Source organism: Micromonospora sp. NPDC048887, assembly GCF_040649715.1.
In the GTDB taxonomy this organism is placed as follows: domain Bacteria; phylum Actinomycetota; class Actinomycetes; order Mycobacteriales; family Micromonosporaceae; genus Micromonospora.
In genome coordinates this window covers 67841-89458 of sequence record NZ_JBEZGA010000023.1, presented here as the reverse complement: position 1 = coordinate 89458, position 21618 = coordinate 67841, and the positions used below count along the sequence as shown (strand labels likewise).

The following is a 21618-nucleotide window of genomic DNA, read 5'->3' as shown; positions in this document are numbered from 1 at the left end:
CCGGCGGCGGGCCGCCGCCGGGCTGTCCCGGCTCCTCGGCCGGTTCTGCCTCGCCGGCCTGGCTGCCGAAGGCGTTCCACGGGTCACCGCTGGACATGCTGCGGGTGGCCCGGCTCAGCAACTCGACGTCGAAGCCGGCCGGCGCCTCCACTGCCGGCGGCTCCGGCTCGCGGGTGCCGGGCACGGCGGCCCGGCCGGCGCTGACGCCGACCGGCTCGGGGCGGCGGATCACGAGCGAGGCGGCCGGGATCTCCAGGGCGGCGGTGACGCCACCACCGGGGGTGTGGCTCAGCCGGGCGCTCCAGCCGTGCCGGCGGGCCAGCCGGCCGACCACGAACAGGCCGAGCACCTCGGTCGGGGCGAGGTCGAGGCGTTCCCGCCGGGTGAACCGGGCGTTCTCCTCGACCATCCGGTCCTCGGTCAGGCCGATGCCGTGGTCGACCACGACCAGCCGGGCCCCGCCGTCGGTCAGCTCACCGGTCACCACCACGCGGGTGTGCGGCGGTGAGAACGAGGTGGCGTTCTCCATCAGCTCGGCGAGCGTCAGCACCAGGTCGCCGACGATGGCGGGTGCCGCCGCCACGCCGGGCGCGACCTCCACGTCGACGCGGGTGTAGTCCTCGATCTCACCGAGCGCGAGCCGGACCACGTCGGCCAGCGGGACCGGCGCCACGTGGCCGTCCGAGCCGGTGGCGCCGGAGAGCACCACCAGGCTGCCCGCGTTGCGGCGCAACCGGCTGGAGATGTGGTCCAGCCGGTAGAGGTGCTCCAGGCGGCCGGGGTCGGTCTCCTGCCGTTCCAGCCGGTCGATGAGCGCGATCTGACGGCCGACGAGGTTCTGCGTACGCCGGCCGACGTGGCCGAACATCTGCGCCACGTTGCGCCGGCCGGCGACCTGCCGCTCGACCAGCCGGGCGGCGGTGTGCTGCACCCTGTCGAACGCGCGGGCCAGGTCGCCGATCTCGTCCCGGGCGCTGACCTCCACCGGATCGAGGCGTACCGGGGGGACGCTCTCGGACTCGTCGTCGGCGACCCGCGTCAGCTCGGCCTCGGTGACCCGGGCGACCCGCTCGGCGGAGCGGGTGAGCCGGCTCAGCGGCCGGGCCACCGTACGCGCCACCGTCATGCTCAGCAGCACCACGACGAGCAGGATCGCCGCCGCCGCGAGACTGACCAGCCAGGCCGCGGTCAGCGCCTCCCGTTCCCGGGCGCGCGTCTCGGCGATGACGTCCGCGACGACCTTCTTCTCCACGAACTGGCCCAGCGTGATCATCGAGCGGGCCGAGGGGAACAGCACGTCCAGCGGCACCGGCGCGATCGCCCCGTCCGGGTCGCGGAGGCTGTCCACCAGGAACGTCGGGCTGGTCCGGGCGGCCACCGCCGCGTCGTCCAGCTCGGCCACCTTGAGCTGCTCGGGCGTGATCAGCTTGCGGAACCGCCGGTTGTCGACGTTGAGCGCCGCCATGCAGGCCACGAACGCCCGGGACACCAGCGGGTCGCCGGTCGCCTTGACCAGCACGATCTGGGTGGTGCACGAGCTGAGGGCCTCGTCGACGCGCAGCAGCGCGTCCAGGGCGAGCACCTGCCGTCCGGCGGCGGTGTCGGTGTCCACCCGGAAGGGCAGCCGCAGCGCGTCGATCAGGGCGGTGTCGACCTCGCCGAACACGGTCAGGATCTGCTGCGGCGTGGCGCGGCCGGCGAGCGTGGCGTTCCGGACGTCCTCCAGCCGGCGTACCTGGTCGAGGCTCGCCCGGACCGGCGCCGGCAGCGGCTCGGCGCGCAGGTCGGCGACCCGGTCGTCGACGGTCGCCGACTTCTGGATCAGCTCGGTACGGCTCACCCGCCGCAGCAGCAGCCCGACCGAGAGCAGGCGTTCCTGCTGGAGATCCTGGACCAGGCTGCCGACCCGGCTGGCGATGCGGACGGTCTCGGCGGTGTCGGCGGCCTGCCGGGCGGCGGACACCCGGTCGATGACCACGGGTACGGCCAGCCCGACCATGCTGAGCAGCGGGATGATCACCAGCAGGGCGAGCTTGCCCCGGATCCGCAGGCTACCGAGCAGCATCGAACGGCCTCCACCCGTCGGAGTCGATGCCGCGCCCCACCGCGACCGGCCGGCGGTCGGTCTCGGGCGCGGCGAGCGGCGGCGCCGGCGGGACCGCCGGCGGGGCCCCGGCCGGCTCCCGGCGTGCCGCGGCCGTGCGGGACCGGTCCCGGCGCAGCGCGGCCACCTGCAGAGCGACGATCCCGGCGATCAGCACCAGCGCCGCCCCGGCGGCGATCCGGCCCAGCAGCCGGTCCCGATCCAGGTCGTCGAGCCGTTCCCGCAGCAGCGCGTCGAGCTGGTCGAGGATGACCGTCCGGAGCTGCTTGGCGGCGTTCTGCGCGCTGAGCCCGGCGCGGGTGAGCTGGTCGGTGCCCGGGGCGGACCGGCCGCCGCCGGGCGCCGAGTAGACCGCGAACGTCTCCAGCGAACGCTGGTAGGTGTCCAGCGGGGTGAGCACGTTGGCGCCCAGGTCGGTGCTCTCCGAGTTGTCCACCGCCGAGCGCAGGTCGGTGACCAGGTCGGTGGCGGGACCGAGCGCGGCGACCCGCAGCTCGGCCAGCTCCGCGCCCGTCCTCGCGCGTTGGTCGGCGGGGCGCTTGGCGGCCAGCCGGGCCAGGTCGACGAGCCGTCCGGCCAGCACCGTCGCGGTGGGCAGGTCGCCGCCGATGCCGTCCTGGAGGAAGAACGAGTCGGCGCGGGGGTCGCGGATCAGGCCGGAGCTCTCCCGTACCTTGCGGTAGAGGGCCAGCAGCAGGTCGGACGCCTCGCCGTAGGCCCGGTACGCCGCCTCGGGGTCGCCGATCCCGCGGTCGGGCAGCGACTCCAGCTTGGCCCGCAGCCCGGCCCAGCGTTCGTGGGTGCGCAACTCGTCGCCGACGGCGTTGTCCACCTCCGCGACGCCCTCGATGGCGGCGGCGAGCGAGGCGCGGGACACGGCGCCTTCGGCGACGGCGATGGCCTGGGCCTCCACCAGGGTGTCGGTGACCGGCCCGAGGGCGCGCAGGTAGCGGACGCCGAGCCGTTCCCGGCTGGCCAGGTCGTGGTCGTCGGCGTAGTCGCGCTCGGCCTGGATGAAGATCAGCCCGAGCGGGGCCAGCAGTGCCAGTGCCAGCACCAGGGCGAGCGTACGGCCCGGTACGGCGGGCCGCCGACGGACCCGCGACGCGGGGACTGTCATGGTGTGTCTCCTCCGGCGACGGCGGGGCGGGCGGTGCGCCGGGAGGTCGCCGTACGCAGTCCCGTGCACCGGACCGGAAAATTAGTCGAACCGGATGCGGGTGTGACCTCGGCCGATGAGTCGGCTTCACGTCAGTCCACTTCGGGTCACCCTGTGTCGGGGCGAAAGGCACGTAGCGTGTGATCGTGTTGCCGAGAAGTGACATCGACGCTGGTTTGCGCCGGTAGATGTGAATTCACATGATCCGAATACGTCTCGCTGGGATGCTCTGGACCTTTGGCGGATGAGGGACGCCACGCGACGAACGGTGCAACCGGACAGACGTACGGCGGATCTCAGCGAATGCTCAGCCGCCGGCCCGTACCGTGTGCCGCATGAGATCAACCGCCGCGCGGCTCCGGCGCGCCCTGGCCGGCCGTCCGCGCCGCACCGTCGCCGCAGTGGTGGTGATCGTTCTCGTCGCCGCCGCGCTGGTCTGGACGGCCCGGCCGCGCGGCGCGGACTTCCGGACCGAGTCGACGACTGTGACAGTGCGTTCCGGGCCCTCCGGCGACGAGCCGGTCGATCTGGACACGACGCTATACCTGCCGGCGGACGCGTCGGCATCGAAGCGGGTGCCGGCGGTGCTGCTGGCGCACGGCTTCGGTGGCACCAAGGACTCGGTCCGCCCGGACGCCGAGGACCTGGTCGCCCGTGGGTACGCGGTGCTCACCTGGACCGCCCGCGGTTTCGGGCGCAGTGGCGGTCAGATCCACCTGGACAACCCCGACTACGAGGTGCGGGACGCGCAGCGCCTGCTCGACCGGCTCGCCGAGCGCCCGGACATCCGCCTCGACGCGGCCGGCGACCCCCGGGTCGGCGTGGTCGGCGGCTCGTACGGCGGCGGCCTGGCGCTGCTGCTGGCCGCGCAGGACCAACGGATCGACGCGATCGTCCCGATGATCACCTGGAACGACCTGTCCCGGGCCTTCCTGCCGGAGAGCAGCGGCCGGCAGCCTGCCGACGGCGTGTTCAAGAAGGGCTGGGCCGGCATCTTCTTCGGCGGCGGCGGGAACGCCGGCTCCGGCCCGGCCGGGCTCTCCGGGGCCACCGCCGCCGCGCCGGAGGGCGCTCCCGAGTCGGCCGGCCCGCCAAGCCCGCAGCCGGGCGCCGGGCCGGGCACCGGTTCCGGTCGCGCGCCGGCCGGCGCCGCCGACCCGGCGTGCGGGCGCTTCGCGGCCGACGTCTGCGCCGCGTACCTGCGCATCGCCACCACCGGCCGGGCCGACGCGGCGGCGGTCGAGCTGCTGCGCCGGTCGTCGCCGGCCGGCGTGCTGGACCGGATCAAGTCGCCGACGCTGCTGGTGCAGGGCGAGGCGGACACGCTGTTCCCGCTGGCCGAGGCGGACGCCAACGCCCGGGGCATCGCCGCCGCCGGCACGCCGGTGCGGGTCGCCTGGTTCACCGGCGGCCACGACGGCGGCTCCGGACCCACCTCCGACTCCGACCGGGTGAAGTTCCTGACCGCGCAGTGGCTCGACCACTACGTCAAGGGGGACGGGGCGGCGCCCGGCGACACGTTCACGTTCTCCCGGATCGCCGGGTTCGACGCGCTGGACCGGGGCCTGGTGGCGACCGGCTTCCGTACCGCCGACTATCCGGGGCTGGCCGGGGAGGGCCGCCGCGAGGTGACGCTCGCCGGCCCGCCCCAGCCGGTCGCCGTACCGCCGAACGGCAACCCGGCGGCGATCTCCTCGGTGCCGTTCGCGGGCGCGCTCGGCTCGCTGCTGGACGGCGTCGCCGGTGACATCCCCGGCCAGCACGCCCGGTTCGAGTCGGCGCCGCTGGACGAGCCGGTGGACGTGGTGGGCGCGCCCACCGTGCGGATCAGGGCCGCCTCCGCGACCGGCGAGGCGGTGCTGTTCGTGAAGCTCTACGACGTCGACCCGCAGGGCGCCGCGACGCTGCCGTCCGGCCTGGTCGCGCCGGTGCGCCTGACCGGCCTGCCGCCCACCGTCGAGGCGGCCACGCCGGTCACCGTCACGCTGCCGGGGATCGTCCGGCGGGTCGAGGCCGGGCACCGGCTGCGGCTCGTGGTGGCGACGTCGGACCAGGCGTACGCCTCGCCGGCCGAACCGGCCGTGCACACGGTGGCGCTCGCGGACGGGCCGCTGACGCTGCCCACCGTCGACGCCGCGCCGATCCCCACCACGGCGGCGATCTGGCGCTGGGCGCTGGCCGGCCTGCTGGCCGCGATCGTGGCCGGGCTCGTCGTGGTCGTGCTGCTCACCCGCCGCCGGCACCGCCGCCAGGACGACTCCGTGCACCCGGAGTACGCGGGCGTCCCGCTCGCCGTGCGCAACCTGCGCAAGGAGTACGCGGACGGCTTCGTCGCGGTCTCCGACGTCGACTTCGAGGTGCATCCCGGCCAGGTGGTCGGCCTGCTCGGGCCCAACGGTGCGGGCAAGACCACGACGCTGCGGGTGCTGATGGGGCTGACCCAGCCCACCGCCGGGGAGATCTACGTCTTCGGTCACCGGCTGGTGCCCGGCTCGCCGGTGCTCTCCCGCATCGGCGCGCTGGTCGAGGGGCCGGGCTTCCTGCCCCACCTGTCCGGACTGGACAACCTCAAGGCGTACTGGCGGGCGACCGGCCGGCCGTGGGAGGACGCGCACTTCGACCAGGCGCTGGAGATCGCCGGCCTGGGCGACTCGGTGCACCGGCGGACGAAGAAGTACAGCCACGGCATGCGGCAGCGGCTGGCCATCGCCCAGGCCATGCTCGGCCTGCCCGAGCTGCTGGTGCTGGACGAGCCGACGGACGGGCTGGACCCGCCGCAGATCGCCGAGATGCGCCGGGTGCTCCAGCGCTACGCCACCGACGGCCGGGCGGTGCTGGTCTCCAGCCACCTGCTGGCCGAGGTGGAGCAGACCTGCACGCACGCGGTGGTGGTGAACAAGGGGCGGATCGTGGCGTCCGGCCCGGTGGAGGAGATCGTCGGCGAGTCGCCGAGCGTGCTGTTCGAGGTGAGCGACCCTGATGCGGCGCGGACGGTGCTCGACCGGCTCGACGGCGTACGGGTGCTGCCCGACGGCGACGGCGGGCTGGTGGTCGACACCAACGGCACCGCCCGCAGCGAGGTGGTGGCCGAACTGGTCCGCGCCGGTATCGGGGTGGACCGGGTGGTGCCCCGGCGCCGCCTGGAGGACGCGTTCCTCGCCCTGGTGGGCGAGAACTCTCGGGGAAGCGGGGACCGGTGATGGCGGGTTCGTCTGTGGCATCGTCGCCTGGTGGCGGCACGTCCGGTAGGCCGGGGCCGGGCGCGGGCGGGGCGGCGGCGGGCTACCGGCCCTCGGCCACGCTCCCGTTCGGCGCGGAGTTCCGGCGGCAGGCGTCGCGCCGGCGTACCCAGCTCGCGCTGGGGTTCATGGTGCTGCTGCCGCTGATCATCCTGGTGGCGTTCCAGTTCGACGCCGGGGACGACGACGGCGGCGGGCGGGGCGAGTTCTCCAGCCTGGCCGACCTGGCGACCTCGGGCGGGCTCAACTTCACCCTGTTCTCGATCCTGGTGTCCGCGTCGTTCCTGCTGGTCGTGGTGGTCGCGCTGTTCTGCGGTGACACGGTGGCGAGCGAGGCGAGCTGGGGCAGCCTGCGCTACCTGCTGGCCGTGCCGGTGCCCCGGGCCCGGCTGCTCGCCGTGAAGCTGGTCGTCGCGCTCGCGTACTCCGGGCTGGCCCTGCTGTTGCTCGCCGGCACCGCGCTGCTGGCCGGCACCCTGCGGTACGGCTGGAAGCCGCTGAGCAGCCAGGTCTCGGCCGAGCTGGCGCCGGCGGACGGGTTGTTGCGGCTGCTCGGCGTGCTCGGCTATCTGGCGGTGGTGCTGCTGGTCGTGGCCGGGCTGGCGTTCCTGCTGTCGGTGACCACCGACGCCGCGCTCGGCGCGGTCGGCGGCGCGGTGCTGCTGTGGATCCTGTCCAGCATCCTGGACCAGATCACCGCGCTGGGCGGGCTGCGCAACCTGCTGCCGACCCACTACAGCAGCGCGTGGCTGGGCCTGCTGTCGACGCCGACGCAGACCGACGACGTGGTGAGGGGCGCGTTCTCCGCGGTCGTCTACGCCACGTTGTTCTGGGGCCTGGCCTTCTGGCGGTTCACCCGCAAGGACGTCACGAGCTGAGGTGACCGGCGGGGTGTCGCGTGAGCACCGCCGCCCATATCATGGGAGCGTTCCCAAGGGATTGTCCCGCCTGCAAAGAAATCGATTAACATCGATATATGTGATCGTCATCCTGGGGTGTGTCAGATACCCGTCCCAGGAGGTCCCACATGATTCCGTCCCAGCTCAGCGGCCCCGTGCTGTCCCTGTTCCGCGCGGTGGTGGGCGTGCTCTTCCTATGCCACGGCGCCGCGTCGATATTCGGCGTCCTCGGTGGCAACCAGGGCTCCGGTGCGGCCGTTCCGTTCGCCACCTGGCCCGGTTGGTGGGCGGCGTTGATCCAGCTCGTGTGCGGCGCGCTGGTGTTCGTCGGCCTGTTCACCCGGCCGGCGGCGCTGCTCGCCTCCGGCTCGATGGCGTACGCGTACTTCGTGGTGCACCAGCCGCACGGCCTGCTGCCGATCCGCAACGGCGGCGAGCTGGCCGCGCTCTTCTGCTGGTCGTTCCTGCTCGTGGCAGTGCTCGGCCCGGGAAACTGGGCGCTCGACGCGCTGCTCGCCCGGCGCCGTGCCACCACCGCCGAGCCCGCGGCGGTCCCGACGGCCTCGGTCGCGGCCTGAGTCCGCACCGGTGGACCGGAGTCCGGTACGGCAGCGCCCGTACCGGACTCCGGTTCTACAGCGGGTTGACCGGCGGGGTCGTGGGCGGCGGTGGTGCGGCCGGCGTGGGCGTGCCGGTGGCCGCACCGGGCTTCTGGCGCTTCCACGCGCTGACGCCCAGCCGGCCGGTGTTGCCGAGGTCGATCGGCCCGTCCAGGGCCACCGGGTACGCGGGCCGGCCGGCCACCGGGGCGACGTCGAGTTCGGTGCCGTCGGTGGCCACCACTGTCGCGTCGGTGACCAGGTTCCGCCAGATCAGCGCCGCGCCGGGCCCGCTCGCCGGGAGCCAGCACGATCCGGGTGGGCGGCTGGTCGAAGCCGGAGGTGATCGGTGCGGCACCCGGAATGACCCGCACCCTGGTCGGGTCGCCGTCGGCGTCCCGGAGCGTCACCGCCGGATAGCCGCGCAGCTCGTACGGCCGGTCGCCGCAGTTGACCAGCTCCAGGCCCATCGCCCGCAACCCCATCGCGGCGCTCACCCCGAGCTCGGTGATCGCGATGCCCTCCGGGGAGCAGGTGGCGGCGGGCCTCGGGTCGGCCGTGGGAGCGCCGGGCCGCGGTGGCACCGTGGTCAGCGGGTCGACGCCTGCCGCGGACGGCGGCGGGTCGGGCAGCCGCCGGTCGGCGGGTCCCCGCGCCGGGGCGCAGGCGGCCAGCAGCGTCACGCCGGTGAGGGCCCCGGCCAGGCGTGCCGATCCGCGCATCCGGTGATCATGCCACCCGGCGGGCCCGGACGGTGCCCACAGCGTGGGATCCCCGGGTGGCACGGCCGTGAGCAGCGCATAGACTCGACGGCACAACTGAATACCTCATCCAGAGGGGCTGAGGGATACGGCCCGAAGACGCCCCGGCAACCACCCGTGCGCTCGATGACGAGCGACAGCGGGCAGGTGCCAATTCCGTCCCCGCCGCACCCGGCGATGCGGGGAAAGATGAGAGGAACCTCCTCGACATGACGTCGACGCTTCCCGTCGCCACCGGTATCGACACCACCCTCAGCCCGGCCCGCGCCCTGGTCTGCCGCGCCTGTTCGGCGCGGTACCCGCTGGCCGCACAGCACGCCTGTTACGAGTGTTTCGGGCCGCTGGAGGTCGACTACGACACCGCCGCCCTGGCCACCGTCACCCGCGAGCAGATCGAGTCCGGCCCGGAGAACATCTGGCGGTACGCGCCGCTGCTGCCGGCCGGTCAGGACCCGGCCACCCGGGTCACGCTCGACCCCGGGTTGACCCCGCTGGTGGCCGCCCCGCACCTGGCGGCCGAGCTGGGGCTCACCGCGCCGCTCTGGGTCAAGGACGACAGCGCGAACCCCACTCACTCGTTCAAGGACCGGGTGGTCTCGGTGGCGCTCACCGCGGCCCGGTCGCTCGGCTTCACCCGCTACGCCTGCGCCTCCACCGGCAACCTCGCCAACTCCGTCGCCGCGCACGCGGCCCGGGCGGGCGTGCCGTCGATCGTCTTCATCCCCGGTGACCTGGAGCAGGGCAAGGTCGTCACCACCGCCGTCTACGGCGGCGACCTGGTCGCCATCGACGGCTCGTACGACGACGTGAACCGGCTCTGCGGCGAGCTGGTGGAGACCGACGAGTTCGAGGACACCGCGTTCGTCAACGTGAACGTGCGGCCCTACTACGCCGAGGGCTCCAAGACGCTCGGCTACGAGGTGGCCGAGCAGCTCGGCTGGCGTATCCCGGCCCAGGTGGTCATCCCGATGGCCAGCGGCGAGCTGCTCACCAAGATCGACAAGGCGTTCGCCGAGCTGGTCGAGATCGGGCTGGTCGAGGCACCGGCCGGTGGCTGGAAGGTGTTCGGCGCGCAGTCGGCCGGGTGCAACCCCATCGCCACCGCGCTGCACGGTGACACCGACACGATCACGCCGGTCAAGCCGACCGGCATCGCCAAGTCGCTGAACATCGGCGACCCGGCGGCCGGGCTGTACGCGCTGGAGGCGGTACGCCGTACCGGCGGCTGGATGGACTACGCCGACGACGACGAGATCCGCGCCGGCATCCGGCTGCTCGCCCGTACCACGGGGGTGTTCGCCGAGACGGCGGGCGGCGTGACTGTCGCGGTGCTGCGCAAGCTGGTGGAGTCGGGGCGGCTCGACCCGGCCGCCGAGACCGTCGTCTTCAACACCGGCGAGGGCCTGAAGACGCTCGACGCGGTGGCCGGCGAGGTCGGCCCCACCCACCGCATCAAGCCCTCCCTCCGTGCCGCCCGAGACGCCAACCTCCTGTCCTGACGCCAACGCCTCTCCCCCTCCCTTCCCCTCCCTCCGCCCCGATGATCAAGGAGTTCGTGTCCTCGGCCGGGCCGTTCCGGGACACGAACTGCTTGATCACCGGGGCGGGGCGCCGGGGCCGGGGGGCCGGGGGTGAGGGTGGCCGGGTGGGGGAGGAGGGCTCGCCCGGGTGGGGGATCGGGTGAGACCGGTGGGTAACCGGTGATGTGCGCTGAGTGCCAGAAAGCCGCCCTCAGGGACTTGACGGCAGGAACCGGACGGCGCAAGATGCTTCGTGCGGGAGGGCATCCGCCGGAGACTTTTCAAGTTCTTGCGACCCAACGCCGGAGGCGTTGTGCGGACGTCCCTCCCGACCAACGTCCGAAGAGGCCAGCGGAAACCGCTGGCCTCTTCGCTGTGTCCGGCGCACCCTGGGTGACATGACGCTGACCGTGACACCGCTGGATCCCGCCGACCGGCAGACGCTCGACGCGGCGTACCGGATCGCGTGCGCCGCCCAGGCCGTCGACGAGCCGGACCTTCCGCCGACCTGCCGCCGCCGCTTCGAGGCGCTGCTGTCGCACCCGATGCCCGGCATCGAGGGACGCTGGCTCGTTGCCCGCCTGAACGGCCTGCCGGTGGGCTGGCTCCGGCTGCACCTGCACACGATCGAGAACACCGAGAACGCGACCGTCGAACTGACCGTCGACCCGGCGTACCGGCGGCGCGGCATCGGCCGCGTGCTGCACGAGCACGGCGTGCGGCTGCTCCGCGAGCACGGCGGCAAACGCCTTGTCGGCTCGACCACCGCCGCGCTGCCCGGCGAGGAGGACCGGGGCTTCCCCGGCGCCGCGTTCGCCGCCGCCATGGGCGCGAAACCGGCGCTGGCCGACGTCCGCCGCCGCCTCGACGTGGCCGGGCTCGACCGCGACCGGCTGGCCGCGCTGCTGGCCGGAGCCCGCGCCGCGGCGACCGGTTACCGGCCGGTGCGGTGGCGCGACCACACCCCCGAGGAGTACGTCGCGGACGTCGCCTACCTGGACGGCCGGCTGCTGCTCGACGCCCCGATGGGCGAGCTGGACTGGGAGCCGGAGCAGGTGGACGCGGCGCGGGTACGCGACGCGGAGCGGGCGCTGGACGCCCGGGGCGTACGCCGCTACAACACCGGCGTGGTGCACGAGGCGACCGGCCGCCTGGTCGGGTGGACGCAGCTCAGCATTGACGCGAGCAGCACCGACCATGCCTGGCAGCAGATCACCCTGGTCGACCCCGACCACCGCGGCCACCGGCTCGGCCTGCTCTGCAAGGCCGGGAACCTGGCGTACGCGCTGGCGCACGAACCGGCGTTGCGGGCCGTCGACACCTGGAACGCGGTGGCGAACCGGCACATGGTCGCGATCAACGAGCGGCTCGGGTACCGCCCGGCCGCCGGGTCCGTCGACTGGCAGTTGACGATCTGAGTTGTGACACGCCCCTACTGATCTGGTGCCTTTCTGTTGCATGATGGCGGGCATGACGGAGACCCCGCACCCCCTGTACGACAGGCACCGCGAGACCCTCGACCGGGCGCTGACCGCCATCGCGGAGCGCGGGTACTGGTCGGCCTACCCCGAGTCGCCCAGCCCCCGGGTGTACGGCGAGACCGCCGCCGCCGACGGCAAGGCCGCCTTCGAGGCGTACCTGGGCGGCGACTTCCCGCTCGACCAGGCTGGTGACGGCACCACAGTGGCCACCGAGGTCAGCCCGTTCGGCGTGGCGCTGGACGTGCGCTACCCGCACGCGGGCGCCGACCAGCTGGTGTCCGCCGCGAGCGCCGCGCTGCCCGCCTGGCGTGACGCCGGCCCGCAGGCCCGGGTCGGTGTCTGCCTGGAGATCCTGGACCGGCTGCACAGGAACATCTTCGAGCTGGCGAACGCGGTGCAGTTCACCAGCGGCCAGGCGTTCGTGATGGCGTTCCAGGCCGGTGGCGCGCACGCGCTGGACCGGGCCCTGGAGGCGGTCGCGTACGCGTACGCGGAGATGACCCGTCACCCGGGGACCGCCGGGTGGGAGAAGGCCGCCGGCAAGGGCGACCCGCTGCGGATGACGAAGACGTTCCACGTGGTGCCGCGCGGGGTCGCGCTGGTCATCGGCTGCAACACGTTCCCGACCTGGAACTCGTACCCCGGTCTGTTCGCCTCGCTCGCCACCGGCAACCCGGTGGTGGTCAAGCCGCACCCGCGGGCGGTGCTGCCGCTGGCGATCACCGTCAGGTACGCCCGCCAGGTGCTCGCCGAGGCCGGGTTCGACCCGAACCTGGTGCAGCTCGCCACCGAGACGGACGGCGAGAAGCTCGCCACCACGCTCGCCCTGCACCCGGCCGTGAGGATCGTCGACTTCACCGGCTCCACCGAGTACGGCGACTGGCTGGAGGCGAACGCCCGGCAGGCCGCCGTCTACACCGAGAAGGCCGGCCTGAACACGGTGGTGATCGACTCCACCGACGACTTCGCCGGGCTGTGCCGCAACCTGGGCTTCACGCTCACCCTCTACAGCGGCCAGATGTGCACCACCTCGCAGAACCTGCTGATCCCGCGCGACGGAATCGAGACCGACCAGGGGCACAAGAGCTTCGACGAGGTGGCCGCCGGGATCGCCGGCGCGGTCGCCAAGCTGACCGCCGACCCGGCCCGGGGCGTCGAGCTGACCGGCGCGATCGTCAACGACGGCGTGCTGGAGCGGCTGGAGGAGGTCACCAAGGTCGGCGAGCCGGTGCTGGAGTCGCGCACCGTCGAGCACCCGTCCTTCCCCGGCGCGGTGGTGCGTACGCCGACGGTGGTGAAGCTGGACGCCTCCGACACCGCGATCTACTCGCGGGAGTGGTTCGGCCCGATCTCGTTCGCCATCGCCACCGACTCGACCGAGCACAGCCTGCGCATCATGCGCGAGACGGTGGGGGAGAAGGGCGCGCTGACCGCCGGCGTCTACTCGACCGACGAGGCGGTGCTGGACGAGGCCGAGAAGGCAGCCATCGACGCCGGGGTGCACCTGTCCTGCAACCTCACCGGCGGGGTGTTCGTCAACCAGTCGGCGGCGTTCTCCGACTTCCACGGCTCCGGCGCGAACGCGGCGGCCAACTCGGCGCTCACCGACGGCGCGTACGTCGCGAACCGGTTCCGCATCGTCCAGAGCCGCCGCCACTCCTGAAAGGAGGGGCCCCTTCTTAACGCCTCCGGTAGAGGAGGGGCCCCCTTTTAACAACTGCGCCCGGTCGGCCTCACGCGGGGCGGCGCATCTGGAGTTCGTACAGACCGGTGATGCGGGGGTGCGGCACCCGTACCCCGGTGTCCACGAAGCCCAGCTTCTGATAGGCCCGGTAGGCGCGGTCGTTGCCGACCACCACCTCCATCATCAGCTCGGGCCGCCCGCAGGCGCGCGACCAGGCGGCCACCTCGTCGACGAGCGCGGCGAGCAGGCCGCTGCCCCGCCGGGCCGGTGTCACGTAGACCGCGTAGACGAGCGTCAGGCCCGGCTCGTCCGGCGCGGCGGTGCCGCCGGCGTGGCCGACCAGGCGGCCGCCCGGGTCGGCCACGAACTGCGCGGTGTGGTCGCCACGGGAGACGGCCGCGATCCGGGCCGCGAACTCGGTGTGCGGCCGGGCCGCGGCCTCGGCCACTGTCTCCAGGAACGCCAGCGGGGCGTCGGCCAGCATCTCCAGCCGGAGCGCCCGCATCCGTGCGGCGTCCTCCGGCCGGACCCGGCGGACGGTGGTCATGGTGGTCGCGCTGGTCATGCCGCATGCATACCGGACGGCCCGGCGCGCGTGTGCGACCGGGCCATCCAACCCCCGGAATATGCCCGATTTGTGGTCGTGCGCCGTCGTCACGCCTCGTGTAGCGTGCGATTTCGGTCACTGAATTCAGCATCGCCGATTGCTGAGCCTGTGCACCGCCGGTGCCGGTCCGCCGGTTTCCGGGTCTTGGAACGCCGCGCAGAGTGAGGAAGTGCACCGTGGCACAGGGCACCGTGAAGTGGTTCAACGCCGAAAAGGGCTACGGCTTCATCGCCGTCGACGGCGGGCAGGACGTCTTCGTCCACTTCTCCGCGATCGAGATGGACGGCTACAAGGCGCTCGACGACGGCCAGCGGGTCGAGTTCGAGATCGCGCAGGGGCAGAAGGGTCCGCAGGCCGAGCGCGTCCGCGTCATCGCCTGACCTCCGCCCGCCGGGCGGTTCCGCAGCCGGGTCCGCCGATCGGGGGGCTGCGGTGCGAGCGCGCACAGTGGAAGATCGAGAGCCGTTCCAGCCGTAGCCGCTGAGGAGGGCTCGTGTCCGATCTGCCTCCGCCGGGTCCCGCCGAACCGGTGCCGCCGACGCCGTCCGGTCCACCGGCCGACCCGACCGCGCCCCCGGCCACCGATCCGACGTCGTCGAGGGCCACCGGGCCGTCCGTGCCCGCTCCCGACCCGGCACCCGCCGATCCGTGGGCCGACCAGACCGGCTACGGCCCGAGCATTCCGCAGCAACCCGGGTCCGGAGCGCAGCCCCCCCACCCGAACCCGCCCGGCCCGGCCGCGCCCGCCGACCCGGCCACCCCGCCCGGTGGAGGCGGTCCGCCCGCCACGTACCCGCCGGGCCAGAGCGGATCACACGGCACCCCGACCCCGGGCTGGGGCGCCCAGTCCGGCTGGACCGCGCCGGGTGCCGTCCCGCCCTCCGGCTACCCCCCGATGCCCGGCTACCCCACGCCGGGCCACCCGAGCGGTGCTCCGCAGGCGGGCTGGCCCGGCCCCGGGTACCCGCCGCATCCGATGCCCGGCGCCGCCTACCCGATGCCCGGCGGCTGGCCTTCCGGCATCAACCCGCAGGACCCGCTCGTCAACCCGCCGCACGCGGGCATCGGCCCCTGGTTCGCCCGTTGCTGGGGAGCGCTGCGGCGCGGCTGGCGGCAGCTCGTGCCGATCGTGCTGCTCACCCAGGTCCTCCCGGCGGCGGTGATCGGCGTCCTCACGCTCCTCGTCGCCCCCGACGGGCAGATGGCGACCGCGCCGGACGGCTCACCGAGGCTGCCGGAGGGCTTCTGGCAGCAGACGCTCGGCTTCTACGGCACGATCCTGTTCGCCGGGCTGATCTTCGGCGCGCTCCAGGCGATGGGCTGGGCGGCGGGAACCTGGGTGATGACCCGGCAGGCGGCCGGTGAGCCGGCCGGGCTCGGTGCCGCCCTCCGGTACGGGCTGAGCCGTGCCCTCGGGCTCTGGGGCTGGACCATCGTGGTGTCGCTGCTGGTCACGCTCGGCGCCTGCTTCTGCCTGCTGCCCGGCGTCTACGTCGCCGTCGCGCTCGTCCTGTTCGGTCCGGTCTACCTGTTCGAGCGGAGTGACCCGGTCGGGCGGTCGTGGCGGTTGTTCCACAGCCGGTTCCTCATGGTGCTGGGCCGGGTCATGCTCGTGGTGGCGGCGCTGGTCGCGGCGGCGCTGCTGGACGTCGTGCTGAGCGGGATCAACACGGCGGTGTTCGGGGTCGAGCCGTTGGGTGCGGTGGGCACCGCGATCGGCGCGGTGACGATGACCGTTCTCAGCGCCGTGGTGGCTGTCCCGGCCTACCTTGCGCAGCAGGTGGGGCTGGTCGTCACGTACGCCGAGCAACGGGCCCAGGAAGGCCCGGTGAGCGCGGCCCAGCTGGCGGCGGAACTCGGCTGAGCGGGGCTGTCGTGCTTGCACTCGGCTAGGGAGAGTGCTAAACAAGTCATTGGCACTCGCGTACGGTGAGTGCCAGAAGGTCGGGGCGGTAGGGCCACGGCCGCACCGGTGTCCCAGGTGGCACCGGAGCGGTACGAGGCCGGTCGTCGCGGGCTGTCCGGCCCGACCGAGGAGACGTCGTCGTCGCCAGGTGGCGACGTCCCCAAGGTGCGTACACCAGACGGCCCATCCGGGCATCCCGGGTGGCCCGTGAGTGTCCAGGAGGACAACGCCGTATGGCCAAGATGATCGCGTTCGACGAAGAGGCGCGCCGCGGCCTCGAGCGGGGCATGAACCAGCTCGCCGACGCCGTGAAGGTGACGCTCGGCCCCAAGGGCCGCAACGTCGTGCTCGAGAAGAAGTGGGGTGCCCCCACCATCACCAACGATGGTGTGAGCATCGCCAAGGAGATCGAGCTCGAGGACCCGTACGAGAAGATCGGCGCCGAGCTGGTCAAGGAGGTCGCGAAGAAGACCGACGACGTCGCCGGTGACGGCACGACGACGGCGACCGTCCTGGCCCAGGCCCTGGTCCGTGAGGGTCTGCGCAACGTGGCTGCCGGCGCCAACCCGATGGCCCTGAAGCGGGGCATCGAGGCGGCCGTGGCCAGCGTCTCGGAGGAGCTGCTCAAGCTCGCCAAGGACGTGGAGACCAAGGAGCAGATCGCCTCCACCGCCTCCATCTCCGCCGCCGACCCCAGCGTCGGCGAGATCATCGCCGAGGCGATGGACAAGGTGGGCAAGGAAGGTGTCATCACCGTCGAGGAGAGCAACACCTTCGGCCTGGAGCTCGAGCTCACCGAGGGCATGCGCTTCGACAAGGGCTACATCTCCGCCTACTTCATGACCGACCCGGAGCGTATGGAGGCCGTCTTCGACGACCCGTACATCCTGATCGTCAACAGCAAGATCTCGTCGGTGAAGGACCTGCTCCCGATCCTGGAGAAGGTCATGCAGTCGGGCAAGCCGCTGCTGATCATCGCCGAGGACCTGGAGGGCGAGGCCCTGGCCACCCTGGTGGTCAACAAGGTCCGTGGCACCTTCAAGTCGGTCGCCGTCAAGGCGCCGGGCTTCGGTGACCGCCGCAAGGCCATGCTGACCGACATCGCCATCCTCACCGGTGGCCAGGTCATCAGCGAGGAGGTCGGCCTCAAGCTGGACGCGACCGGCCTCGAGATGCTGGGCCGCGCCCGCAAGGTCGTGGTGACCAAGGACGAGACCACCATCGTCGACGGTGCCGGCGACGCCGACCAGATCCAGGGCCGGGTGAACCAGATCCGGGCCGAGATCGACAAGAGCGACTCCGACTACGACCGGGAGAAGCTGCAGGAGCGTCTGGCCAAGCTGGCCGGCGGTGTTGCGGTGATCAAGGTCGGCGCGGCCACCGAGGTCGAGCTGAAGGAGCGCAAGCACCGCATCGAGGACGCCGTCCGCAACGCGAAGGCCGCCGTCGAGGAGGGCATCGTCCCGGGTGGTGGCGTCGCGCTGGTGCAGGCCGGCAAGACCGCCTTCGACAAGCTGGACCTGGCCGGCGACGAGGCCACCGGCGCGCAGATCGTCAAGGTCGCGCTGGACGCCCCGCTGCGGCAGATCGCCGTCAACGCCGGCATGGAGGGTGGCGTCGTCGTCGAGCGGGTCCGCAACCTCGACCCGGGTCACGGCCTCAACGCCGCGACCGGCGAGTACGTCGACCTGCTGGCCGCGGGCATCATCGACCCGGCCAAGGTGACCCGTTCCGCCCTGCAGAACGCCGCCTCGATCGCCGCGCTGTTCCTCACCACCGAGGCCGTCGTGGCGGACAAGCCGGAGAAGACCCCGGCCGCCCCGGCTGGCCCGGGTGGCGGGGAGATGGACTTCTGAGTCCAGCTCCATCCAGTACGCCGAAGGGGGCGGGCCGCGTCAGCGGTCCCGCCCCCTTCCGCGTACCCGTCAGGTGGGCAGCCGGCGCTGGTTGCGCCGCTTGTGCGCCCTGTCGTACGGCGGTGGCAGCCGCCTCGGCTCGTCCACCGGCTGCCGTGGCTCCTCCACCGGTTGCCGGTCCGCGCCGCTGCGTTCGGCGAGCTGCTCGGCGTCGCCGATGTCGAGCCGGTCGAACGGGAGCTGGGCGGGACGCTCGTCGGCCGGATCCTCGGCCCGTTCGTCATTCGTGGTCATGGACCGCCTCCTCTGCCCCGACCGTAGAGCCCGGTCGATGACGAAGGAGACCGAATGGCGCTATTGGCGTCTATGCGCCGCTTATGGCTTTCCGGTAGAGGAAGAACACCCGCTCGATCCGGGCCCCGGCCGCGTTCGAGTAGAACGGCACCGGCCCCACCCAGCCGATCTGCGCCGCGCCGATCCCGGCCGCCGCCTGGTCGCGCAGGCAGCGGCGCAACAGCACGCCGCCGATACCGGAGCCCTCCGCCTCCGGCGCGGTGCCCATCGGCCCGAACCAGCTCGGCCGGGCCGACCCGTACGCGGCGAACCCGAGGATCGCGCCGTCGCGCTCGGCGAGGTGCGCGCCCGCGTCCGGCCGCCCGACCGAACCGGCCAGCTCGCCGTCCCAGGTGCCGCCGAACGTGGACCTGGCGAACGCGGTGAGCGCCGGCAGGTCGTCCGGGGTCGCGCGGCGTACCGTCACGCCCCGCCCGGCCAGTCGCTGCTCGGCGGCCTCGGTGGAGCGCAGCGCCGCCGACCCCTCGGCCAGGTCGGCGGTCATGTTCCAGGCGGTACGGTCCTGCCGGTAGCCGAGCCGCAGCGCGGCGCAGACCGCCGGCGTGTAGCGCACGTCGATGCCCGGCCAGGCGTAGTGCGGCGGGTTCCCGGCGAGCAGCACCTCGGCCGCCCCGAGCGCGCCCAGCCGCCGTTCCGCCTCGCCCAGCAGCGCCTGGCCCACGCCCTGACGGCGTTCCGTCGGCGCGACCGCGATCAGGTCGACGTGGCCGAGGCGCGGATCCGCCGCCGACAGCGACCCGACGAGTACGCCGGCCAGCGCGCCGTCGCGTACCGCGCCGAGGCGCAGCACCGGGCGGTCGGCGTCGGCCCGCTCCGCCACGGTGGCCACCACCGCTGACGCCTCGGCCGCGTCCTCCGGCAGGTCGAGCGACAGCCGGCACAGCTCGACCATCTCGGGCAGCCGGTCCCGGCCCAGCTCGATGATCCCCACGTCCATGGACGCCGACCCTAGGGCATACGGCAGGTCAATGGACAGGGTTGTTAACCGGTCGTGGCCGCGCGCACCGCCGCGTACGCGTCGACCAGCCCGGCGCCGGAGACGTCACCCGGTCCGCCGCACGCGTCGGTGGGCGACGCGACCGGCCGGGCGGTGTCGCGCAGAATCGCCCGGGTCCGCTCCAGGTCCCCGATCAGTGCCGGGTTCGCCGACCACATCAGCGCCACCACGCCCGCCACCTGCGGCGTGGCCATCGAGGTGCCGTCCAGGGCCGCGTACCCGCCACCCGGCATCGCCGAGACCACATCGGCGCCGGGGGCGACCAGGTCCGGCTTGTCCTTGCCGTCCGGTGCCGGGCCCCGGCTGGAGAAGGCGGTGACGCGGCGCTGCCGGTCCACCGCCCCGACGGTCAGCACGTCCGGGTACGGCGCGGGCGGGTCGGCGATGGAGCCGCACGACGGGCCGGTGTTCCCGGCGGCGGCGACCACCAGGATGCCGGCGGCGGTCAGCGCGGCGGTCGCCGGTCGCAGCGCGCCCGGGTCGCAGCCCTCCACCGGCGGGCAGCCCCACGAGTTGGTCAGCACGTCCGGGGCGCGGGAGGGCCGGCCGTCGGTGAGCGGGTTCCCGCCCGGCGGGAACGGGGCCAGCATGAACTGGAGACAGTCGAGGTAGCGGGCCGGGCTGCCCATGTTGCGGTCCAGGTTGACGCAGCCGACCCAGCTCGCGCCGGGCGCGACCCCGATCCCGTCCCGGCCGACCGCGCTGCCGAGCGTGTGGGTGCCGTGGCCACCCCTGTCGGCCGGGGCGCGGCGGCCCTCCCACGGGTCGTACCAGGAGTCGTCGCCGCCCCGGAAGCCGCCCGCGAGCGCCGGGTGCCGGCCGTCCACCCCGGAGTCGGAGCTGCCCACCACCACACCGGACCCGGTGACCCCGAGATCCGACCAGACGCGGTCCGCGCCGATCAGTGAGATGTTCCAGGCCGGCCCGGCCGGGGCCGGCAGGTCGCCGCGCGCCTGCGGGGCGGGCGCGGGCAGCGGGCGCACCCGCTGGCTGACCAGCACCCGGGCCACCTCGGGGCGGCTGGACAGCCAGGCGCGCACCGCCGGCCCGCCGTCCGTCTCGATCGCGTTGACCAGGTAGTACGGCGTCGGGTTCAGCCGCATCCGGGTCAGCGTGCCGCGCAGGTCGTCCTGCGTGCGGTCGGCTGTCGCCACCAGCCGCCGGTAGACCTCCGTCGCCCGGGCGTCCCGCCCGGCCCGGCCCGGCGTGCCGGCCGGCAGGCCGGTCAGCTCGGCCTGCTCGCGCAGCACCACCAGTAGCCGCTCGCCGTACAGTCCGGGCTGGCCGGGGACGACGTACACGACGGCGACGGCGGCGAGCAGCGCGGCGGCGGCCAGCGCGGCCGGGCCGCGCCGGGGCGCGCGGGCGCGGGACCGGGCGAGCAGGACGCCGTACCCGACGGCGAGGACGACCGCGACGGCGAACGTCACGCCGGTGCCCACCGCGACCCAGAACGGCGTGTCGCGGGTGGTGGCCAGCAGGATGCTGATCTCCTCCGGGTCGGTGAAGGCGAGCGGTCCCACCAGGGCGAGCCCGACCAGCCAGCGTGCCGGCGCGGGCCCGGCCGGCCGGCCCGCGTGGCGGGCCGCCGCCTCCAGTGCGGCCAGCACGAAACCGAGCGGCGGCAGCAGGAGCAGCGCCGGCAACTGCACGCCCGACTGCCCGGCGCCGGCCGCGAGCGGCGTCAGCGCGACGCCCGCGACCAGGCCGCCGACCAGCACCAGCCGGGCCGGGCCGGGCCCGAACGAGGCCCAGAAACCGGTGCCGAGCAGCACCCCGGCGAGCGCGCCCAGCGCGGCGGCGGCCAGTCCGGCGAGAAGCGTCTCCAGCGCACCGCCCAGCGCGCCGACCCAGGGCCACGGCAGCAGCACGGCCAGCCCGGCCGCGACCGCGAGCAGCGACACCGGCCCGAACCGGCCCTCCGGGACCGTGTCCACGACGACCGGTGGCCGGACGCGGCCGAGGCGGGCGGCGACGAGCGCGAGCACCGCGCCGGTGATCGCCAGCGCGGCCAGGTACGCCTCGTGGTGCACCGGCGGCACCGCCCGCAGCAGCGTGGTCGCGCCGAGCGCCACCACGGCGGAGGTCCAGGCCCGGCCGGTCGCCCGCAGCGCCGGGGAACGCGGCGCGAGCGCCAGCGCCAGCGCCGGTGCGCCGGCCAGCAGCACCGTCGCCACCGCGACCACCGGCCACGCCACCACCGGCCGGTCCGTGCCGGTCACCAGCGCCACCTGGTCGGCCAGCCAGCCGATGATCTGGCCCGGCACGGTGAGCAGCACGATCCACACCCCGGTCGCCACCGCCGCGACGACCGGCCACGGCCCGCTCGGACGCGGTGGCGACGGCGGTACGGGGACGAGCGGCGGACCGGTCAGCATGGTCATCACGGTACGGCCGGGCCGTGTCGCCGCGCGCCCTGGACGGTTACCGTTGACTGGTGCGTGACCCGAGT

16 protein-coding genes, 1 pseudogene and 1 riboswitch are annotated in these 21618 nt (G+C 73.9%); of the genes and pseudogenes, 9 read left to right on the top strand and 8 right to left on the bottom strand.

Translation table 11 applies throughout. The annotated features are described in order from the left end of the window. Both AB0C17_RS26860 and AB0C17_RS26855 read right to left on the bottom strand, forming a co-directional pair. Positions 1-2065: nitrate- and nitrite sensing domain-containing protein (locus AB0C17_RS26860; protein WP_357481036.1), on the bottom strand; the 2065-nt coding region annotated here is incomplete at its 3' end. Continuing rightward, on the bottom strand, positions 2052-3224 hold the full coding sequence (locus AB0C17_RS26855; RefSeq protein WP_357481033.1) for a hypothetical protein: 1173 nt from the start codon (positions 3222-3224) through the stop codon (positions 2052-2054). The genes AB0C17_RS26860 and AB0C17_RS26855, both read right to left, overlap by 14 nt. 374 nt (positions 3225-3598) lie before the next feature. Here AB0C17_RS26855 and AB0C17_RS26850 point away from each other — a divergent pair, with 374 nt between their 5' ends. From AB0C17_RS26850 to AB0C17_RS26840, 3 genes are all read left to right on the top strand, one after another. Beyond that, positions 3599-6463, top strand: a complete 2865-nt coding sequence (locus tag AB0C17_RS26850; RefSeq protein ID WP_357481030.1) for an alpha/beta fold hydrolase — start codon at positions 3599-3601, stop codon at positions 6461-6463. Then, positions 6463-7380: an ABC transporter permease subunit gene (locus AB0C17_RS26845; protein WP_357481027.1), complete on the top strand. Its 918-nt coding sequence runs from the start codon at positions 6463-6465 to the stop codon at positions 7378-7380. Before AB0C17_RS26850 ends, AB0C17_RS26845 begins: the two co-directional genes overlap by 1 nt. Before the next feature lie 149 nt (positions 7381-7529). Then, on the top strand, positions 7530-7979 hold the full coding sequence (locus AB0C17_RS26840; protein WP_357481024.1) for a DoxX family protein: 450 nt from the start codon (positions 7530-7532) through the stop codon (positions 7977-7979). A gap of 55 nt (positions 7980-8034) precedes the next feature. Here AB0C17_RS26840 and AB0C17_RS26835 read toward each other — a convergent pair whose 3' ends face one another. Next, the gene (locus AB0C17_RS26835; RefSeq protein ID WP_357481022.1) at positions 8035-8358 is read right to left on the bottom strand and encodes a hypothetical protein; all 324 of its coding nucleotides are present in this window, start codon (positions 8356-8358) and stop codon (positions 8035-8037) included. Continuing rightward, positions 8333-8485: pseudogene (locus tag AB0C17_RS26830) on the bottom strand (DUF4232 domain-containing protein); the annotation flags it as partial. The gene AB0C17_RS26835 and the pseudogene AB0C17_RS26830, both read right to left, overlap by 26 nt. A 339-nt stretch (positions 8486-8824) precedes the next feature. Beyond that, positions 8825-8957: riboswitch (SAM riboswitch) on the top strand. Between the two features lie 13 nt (positions 8958-8970). Between AB0C17_RS26830 and thrC the strand changes: the two are divergent. From thrC to paaN, 3 genes are all read left to right on the top strand, one after another. Continuing rightward, positions 8971-10260, top strand: coding sequence for a threonine synthase (gene thrC, locus AB0C17_RS26825; RefSeq protein WP_357481019.1), 1290 nt, complete (start codon positions 8971-8973; stop codon positions 10258-10260). 419 nt (positions 10261-10679) lie between these two features. Next, positions 10680-11699 (top strand): GNAT family N-acetyltransferase, encoded by a 1020-nt coding sequence (locus tag AB0C17_RS26820; protein WP_357481017.1) that lies wholly within the window; start codon positions 10680-10682, stop codon positions 11697-11699. A 52-nt stretch (positions 11700-11751) separates the two neighbouring features. Then, complete coding sequence (gene paaN / locus AB0C17_RS26815; protein WP_357481014.1) at positions 11752-13425, top strand: phenylacetic acid degradation protein PaaN; 1674 nt, start codon at positions 11752-11754, stop codon at positions 13423-13425. A gap of 70 nt (positions 13426-13495) precedes the next feature. Here the strand turns inward: paaN and AB0C17_RS26810 are convergent, their stop codons facing one another. Beyond that, positions 13496-14011 carry a GNAT family N-acetyltransferase gene (locus AB0C17_RS26810; RefSeq protein ID WP_357468977.1) on the bottom strand — a complete coding sequence of 172 codons (516 nt, stop codon included), beginning with the start codon at positions 14009-14011 and terminating at the stop codon, positions 13496-13498. Positions 14012-14229: 218 nt separating this feature from the next. Here AB0C17_RS26810 and AB0C17_RS26805 point away from each other — a divergent pair, with 218 nt between their 5' ends. The 3 genes from AB0C17_RS26805 (at position 14230) to groL (ending at position 17815) form a co-directional block, all read left to right on the top strand. Next, complete coding sequence (locus tag AB0C17_RS26805; RefSeq protein WP_013288855.1) at positions 14230-14433, top strand: cold-shock protein; 204 nt, start codon at positions 14230-14232, stop codon at positions 14431-14433. Between the two features lie 113 nt (positions 14434-14546). Continuing rightward, positions 14547-15917: a hypothetical protein gene (locus AB0C17_RS26800; protein WP_357468980.1), complete on the top strand. Its 1371-nt coding sequence runs from the start codon at positions 14547-14549 to the stop codon at positions 15915-15917. A gap of 275 nt (positions 15918-16192) precedes the next feature. Continuing rightward, complete coding sequence (gene groL, locus AB0C17_RS26795) at positions 16193-17815, top strand: chaperonin GroEL (protein ID WP_357390147.1); 1623 nt, start codon at positions 16193-16195, stop codon at positions 17813-17815. 69 nt (positions 17816-17884) lie between these two features. On the opposite strand, the gene AB0C17_RS26790 is transcribed toward groL, so the two are convergent. The 3 genes from AB0C17_RS26790 to AB0C17_RS26780 form a co-directional block, all read right to left on the bottom strand. Then, positions 17885-18109 (bottom strand): hypothetical protein, encoded by a 225-nt coding sequence (locus AB0C17_RS26790; RefSeq protein ID WP_357468983.1) that lies wholly within the window; start codon positions 18107-18109, stop codon positions 17885-17887. A 70-nt stretch (positions 18110-18179) separates the two neighbouring features. Continuing rightward, positions 18180-19106 (bottom strand): GNAT family N-acetyltransferase, encoded by a 927-nt coding sequence (locus AB0C17_RS26785; RefSeq protein WP_357468986.1) that lies wholly within the window; start codon positions 19104-19106, stop codon positions 18180-18182. A 44-nt stretch (positions 19107-19150) separates the two neighbouring features. Beyond that, the gene (locus AB0C17_RS26780) at positions 19151-21550 is read right to left on the bottom strand and encodes a S8 family serine peptidase (RefSeq protein ID WP_357468989.1); all 2400 of its coding nucleotides are present in this window, start codon (positions 21548-21550) and stop codon (positions 19151-19153) included. Between the last annotated feature and the right edge of the window lie 68 nt (positions 21551-21618).

Bases quoted from the DNA above. Each gene is read 5' to 3' on its own strand.
- AB0C17_RS26785 (WP_357468986.1), bottom strand. From the start codon at position 19,106: ATGGACGTGGGGATCATCGAGCTGGGCCGGGACCGGCTGCCCGAGATG.
- paaN (WP_357481014.1), top strand. From the start codon at position 11,752: ATGACGGAGACCCCGCACCCCCTGTACGACAGGCACCGCGAGACCCTC.
- AB0C17_RS26810 (WP_357468977.1), bottom strand. From the start codon at position 14,011: ATGACCAGCGCGACCACCATGACCACCGTCCGCCGGGTCCGGCCGGAG.
- thrC (WP_357481019.1), top strand. From the start codon at position 8,971: ATGACGTCGACGCTTCCCGTCGCCACCGGTATCGACACCACCCTCAGC.
- AB0C17_RS26790 (WP_357468983.1), bottom strand. From the start codon at position 18,109: ATGACCACGAATGACGAACGGGCCGAGGATCCGGCCGACGAGCGTCCC.
- AB0C17_RS26780 (WP_357468989.1), bottom strand. From the start codon at position 21,550: ATGACCATGCTGACCGGTCCGCCGCTCGTCCCCGTACCGCCGTCGCCA.
- AB0C17_RS26820 (WP_357481017.1), top strand. From the start codon at position 10,680: ATGACGCTGACCGTGACACCGCTGGATCCCGCCGACCGGCAGACGCTC.
- AB0C17_RS26840 (WP_357481024.1), top strand. From the start codon at position 7,530: ATGATTCCGTCCCAGCTCAGCGGCCCCGTGCTGTCCCTGTTCCGCGCG.
- AB0C17_RS26855 (WP_357481033.1), bottom strand. From the start codon at position 3,224: ATGACAGTCCCCGCGTCGCGGGTCCGTCGGCGGCCCGCCGTACCGGGC.
- AB0C17_RS26850 (WP_357481030.1), top strand. From the start codon at position 3,599: ATGAGATCAACCGCCGCGCGGCTCCGGCGCGCCCTGGCCGGCCGTCCG.
- AB0C17_RS26845 (WP_357481027.1), top strand. From the start codon at position 6,463: ATGGCGGGTTCGTCTGTGGCATCGTCGCCTGGTGGCGGCACGTCCGGT.
- groL (WP_357390147.1), top strand. From the start codon at position 16,193: ATGGCCAAGATGATCGCGTTCGACGAAGAGGCGCGCCGCGGCCTCGAG.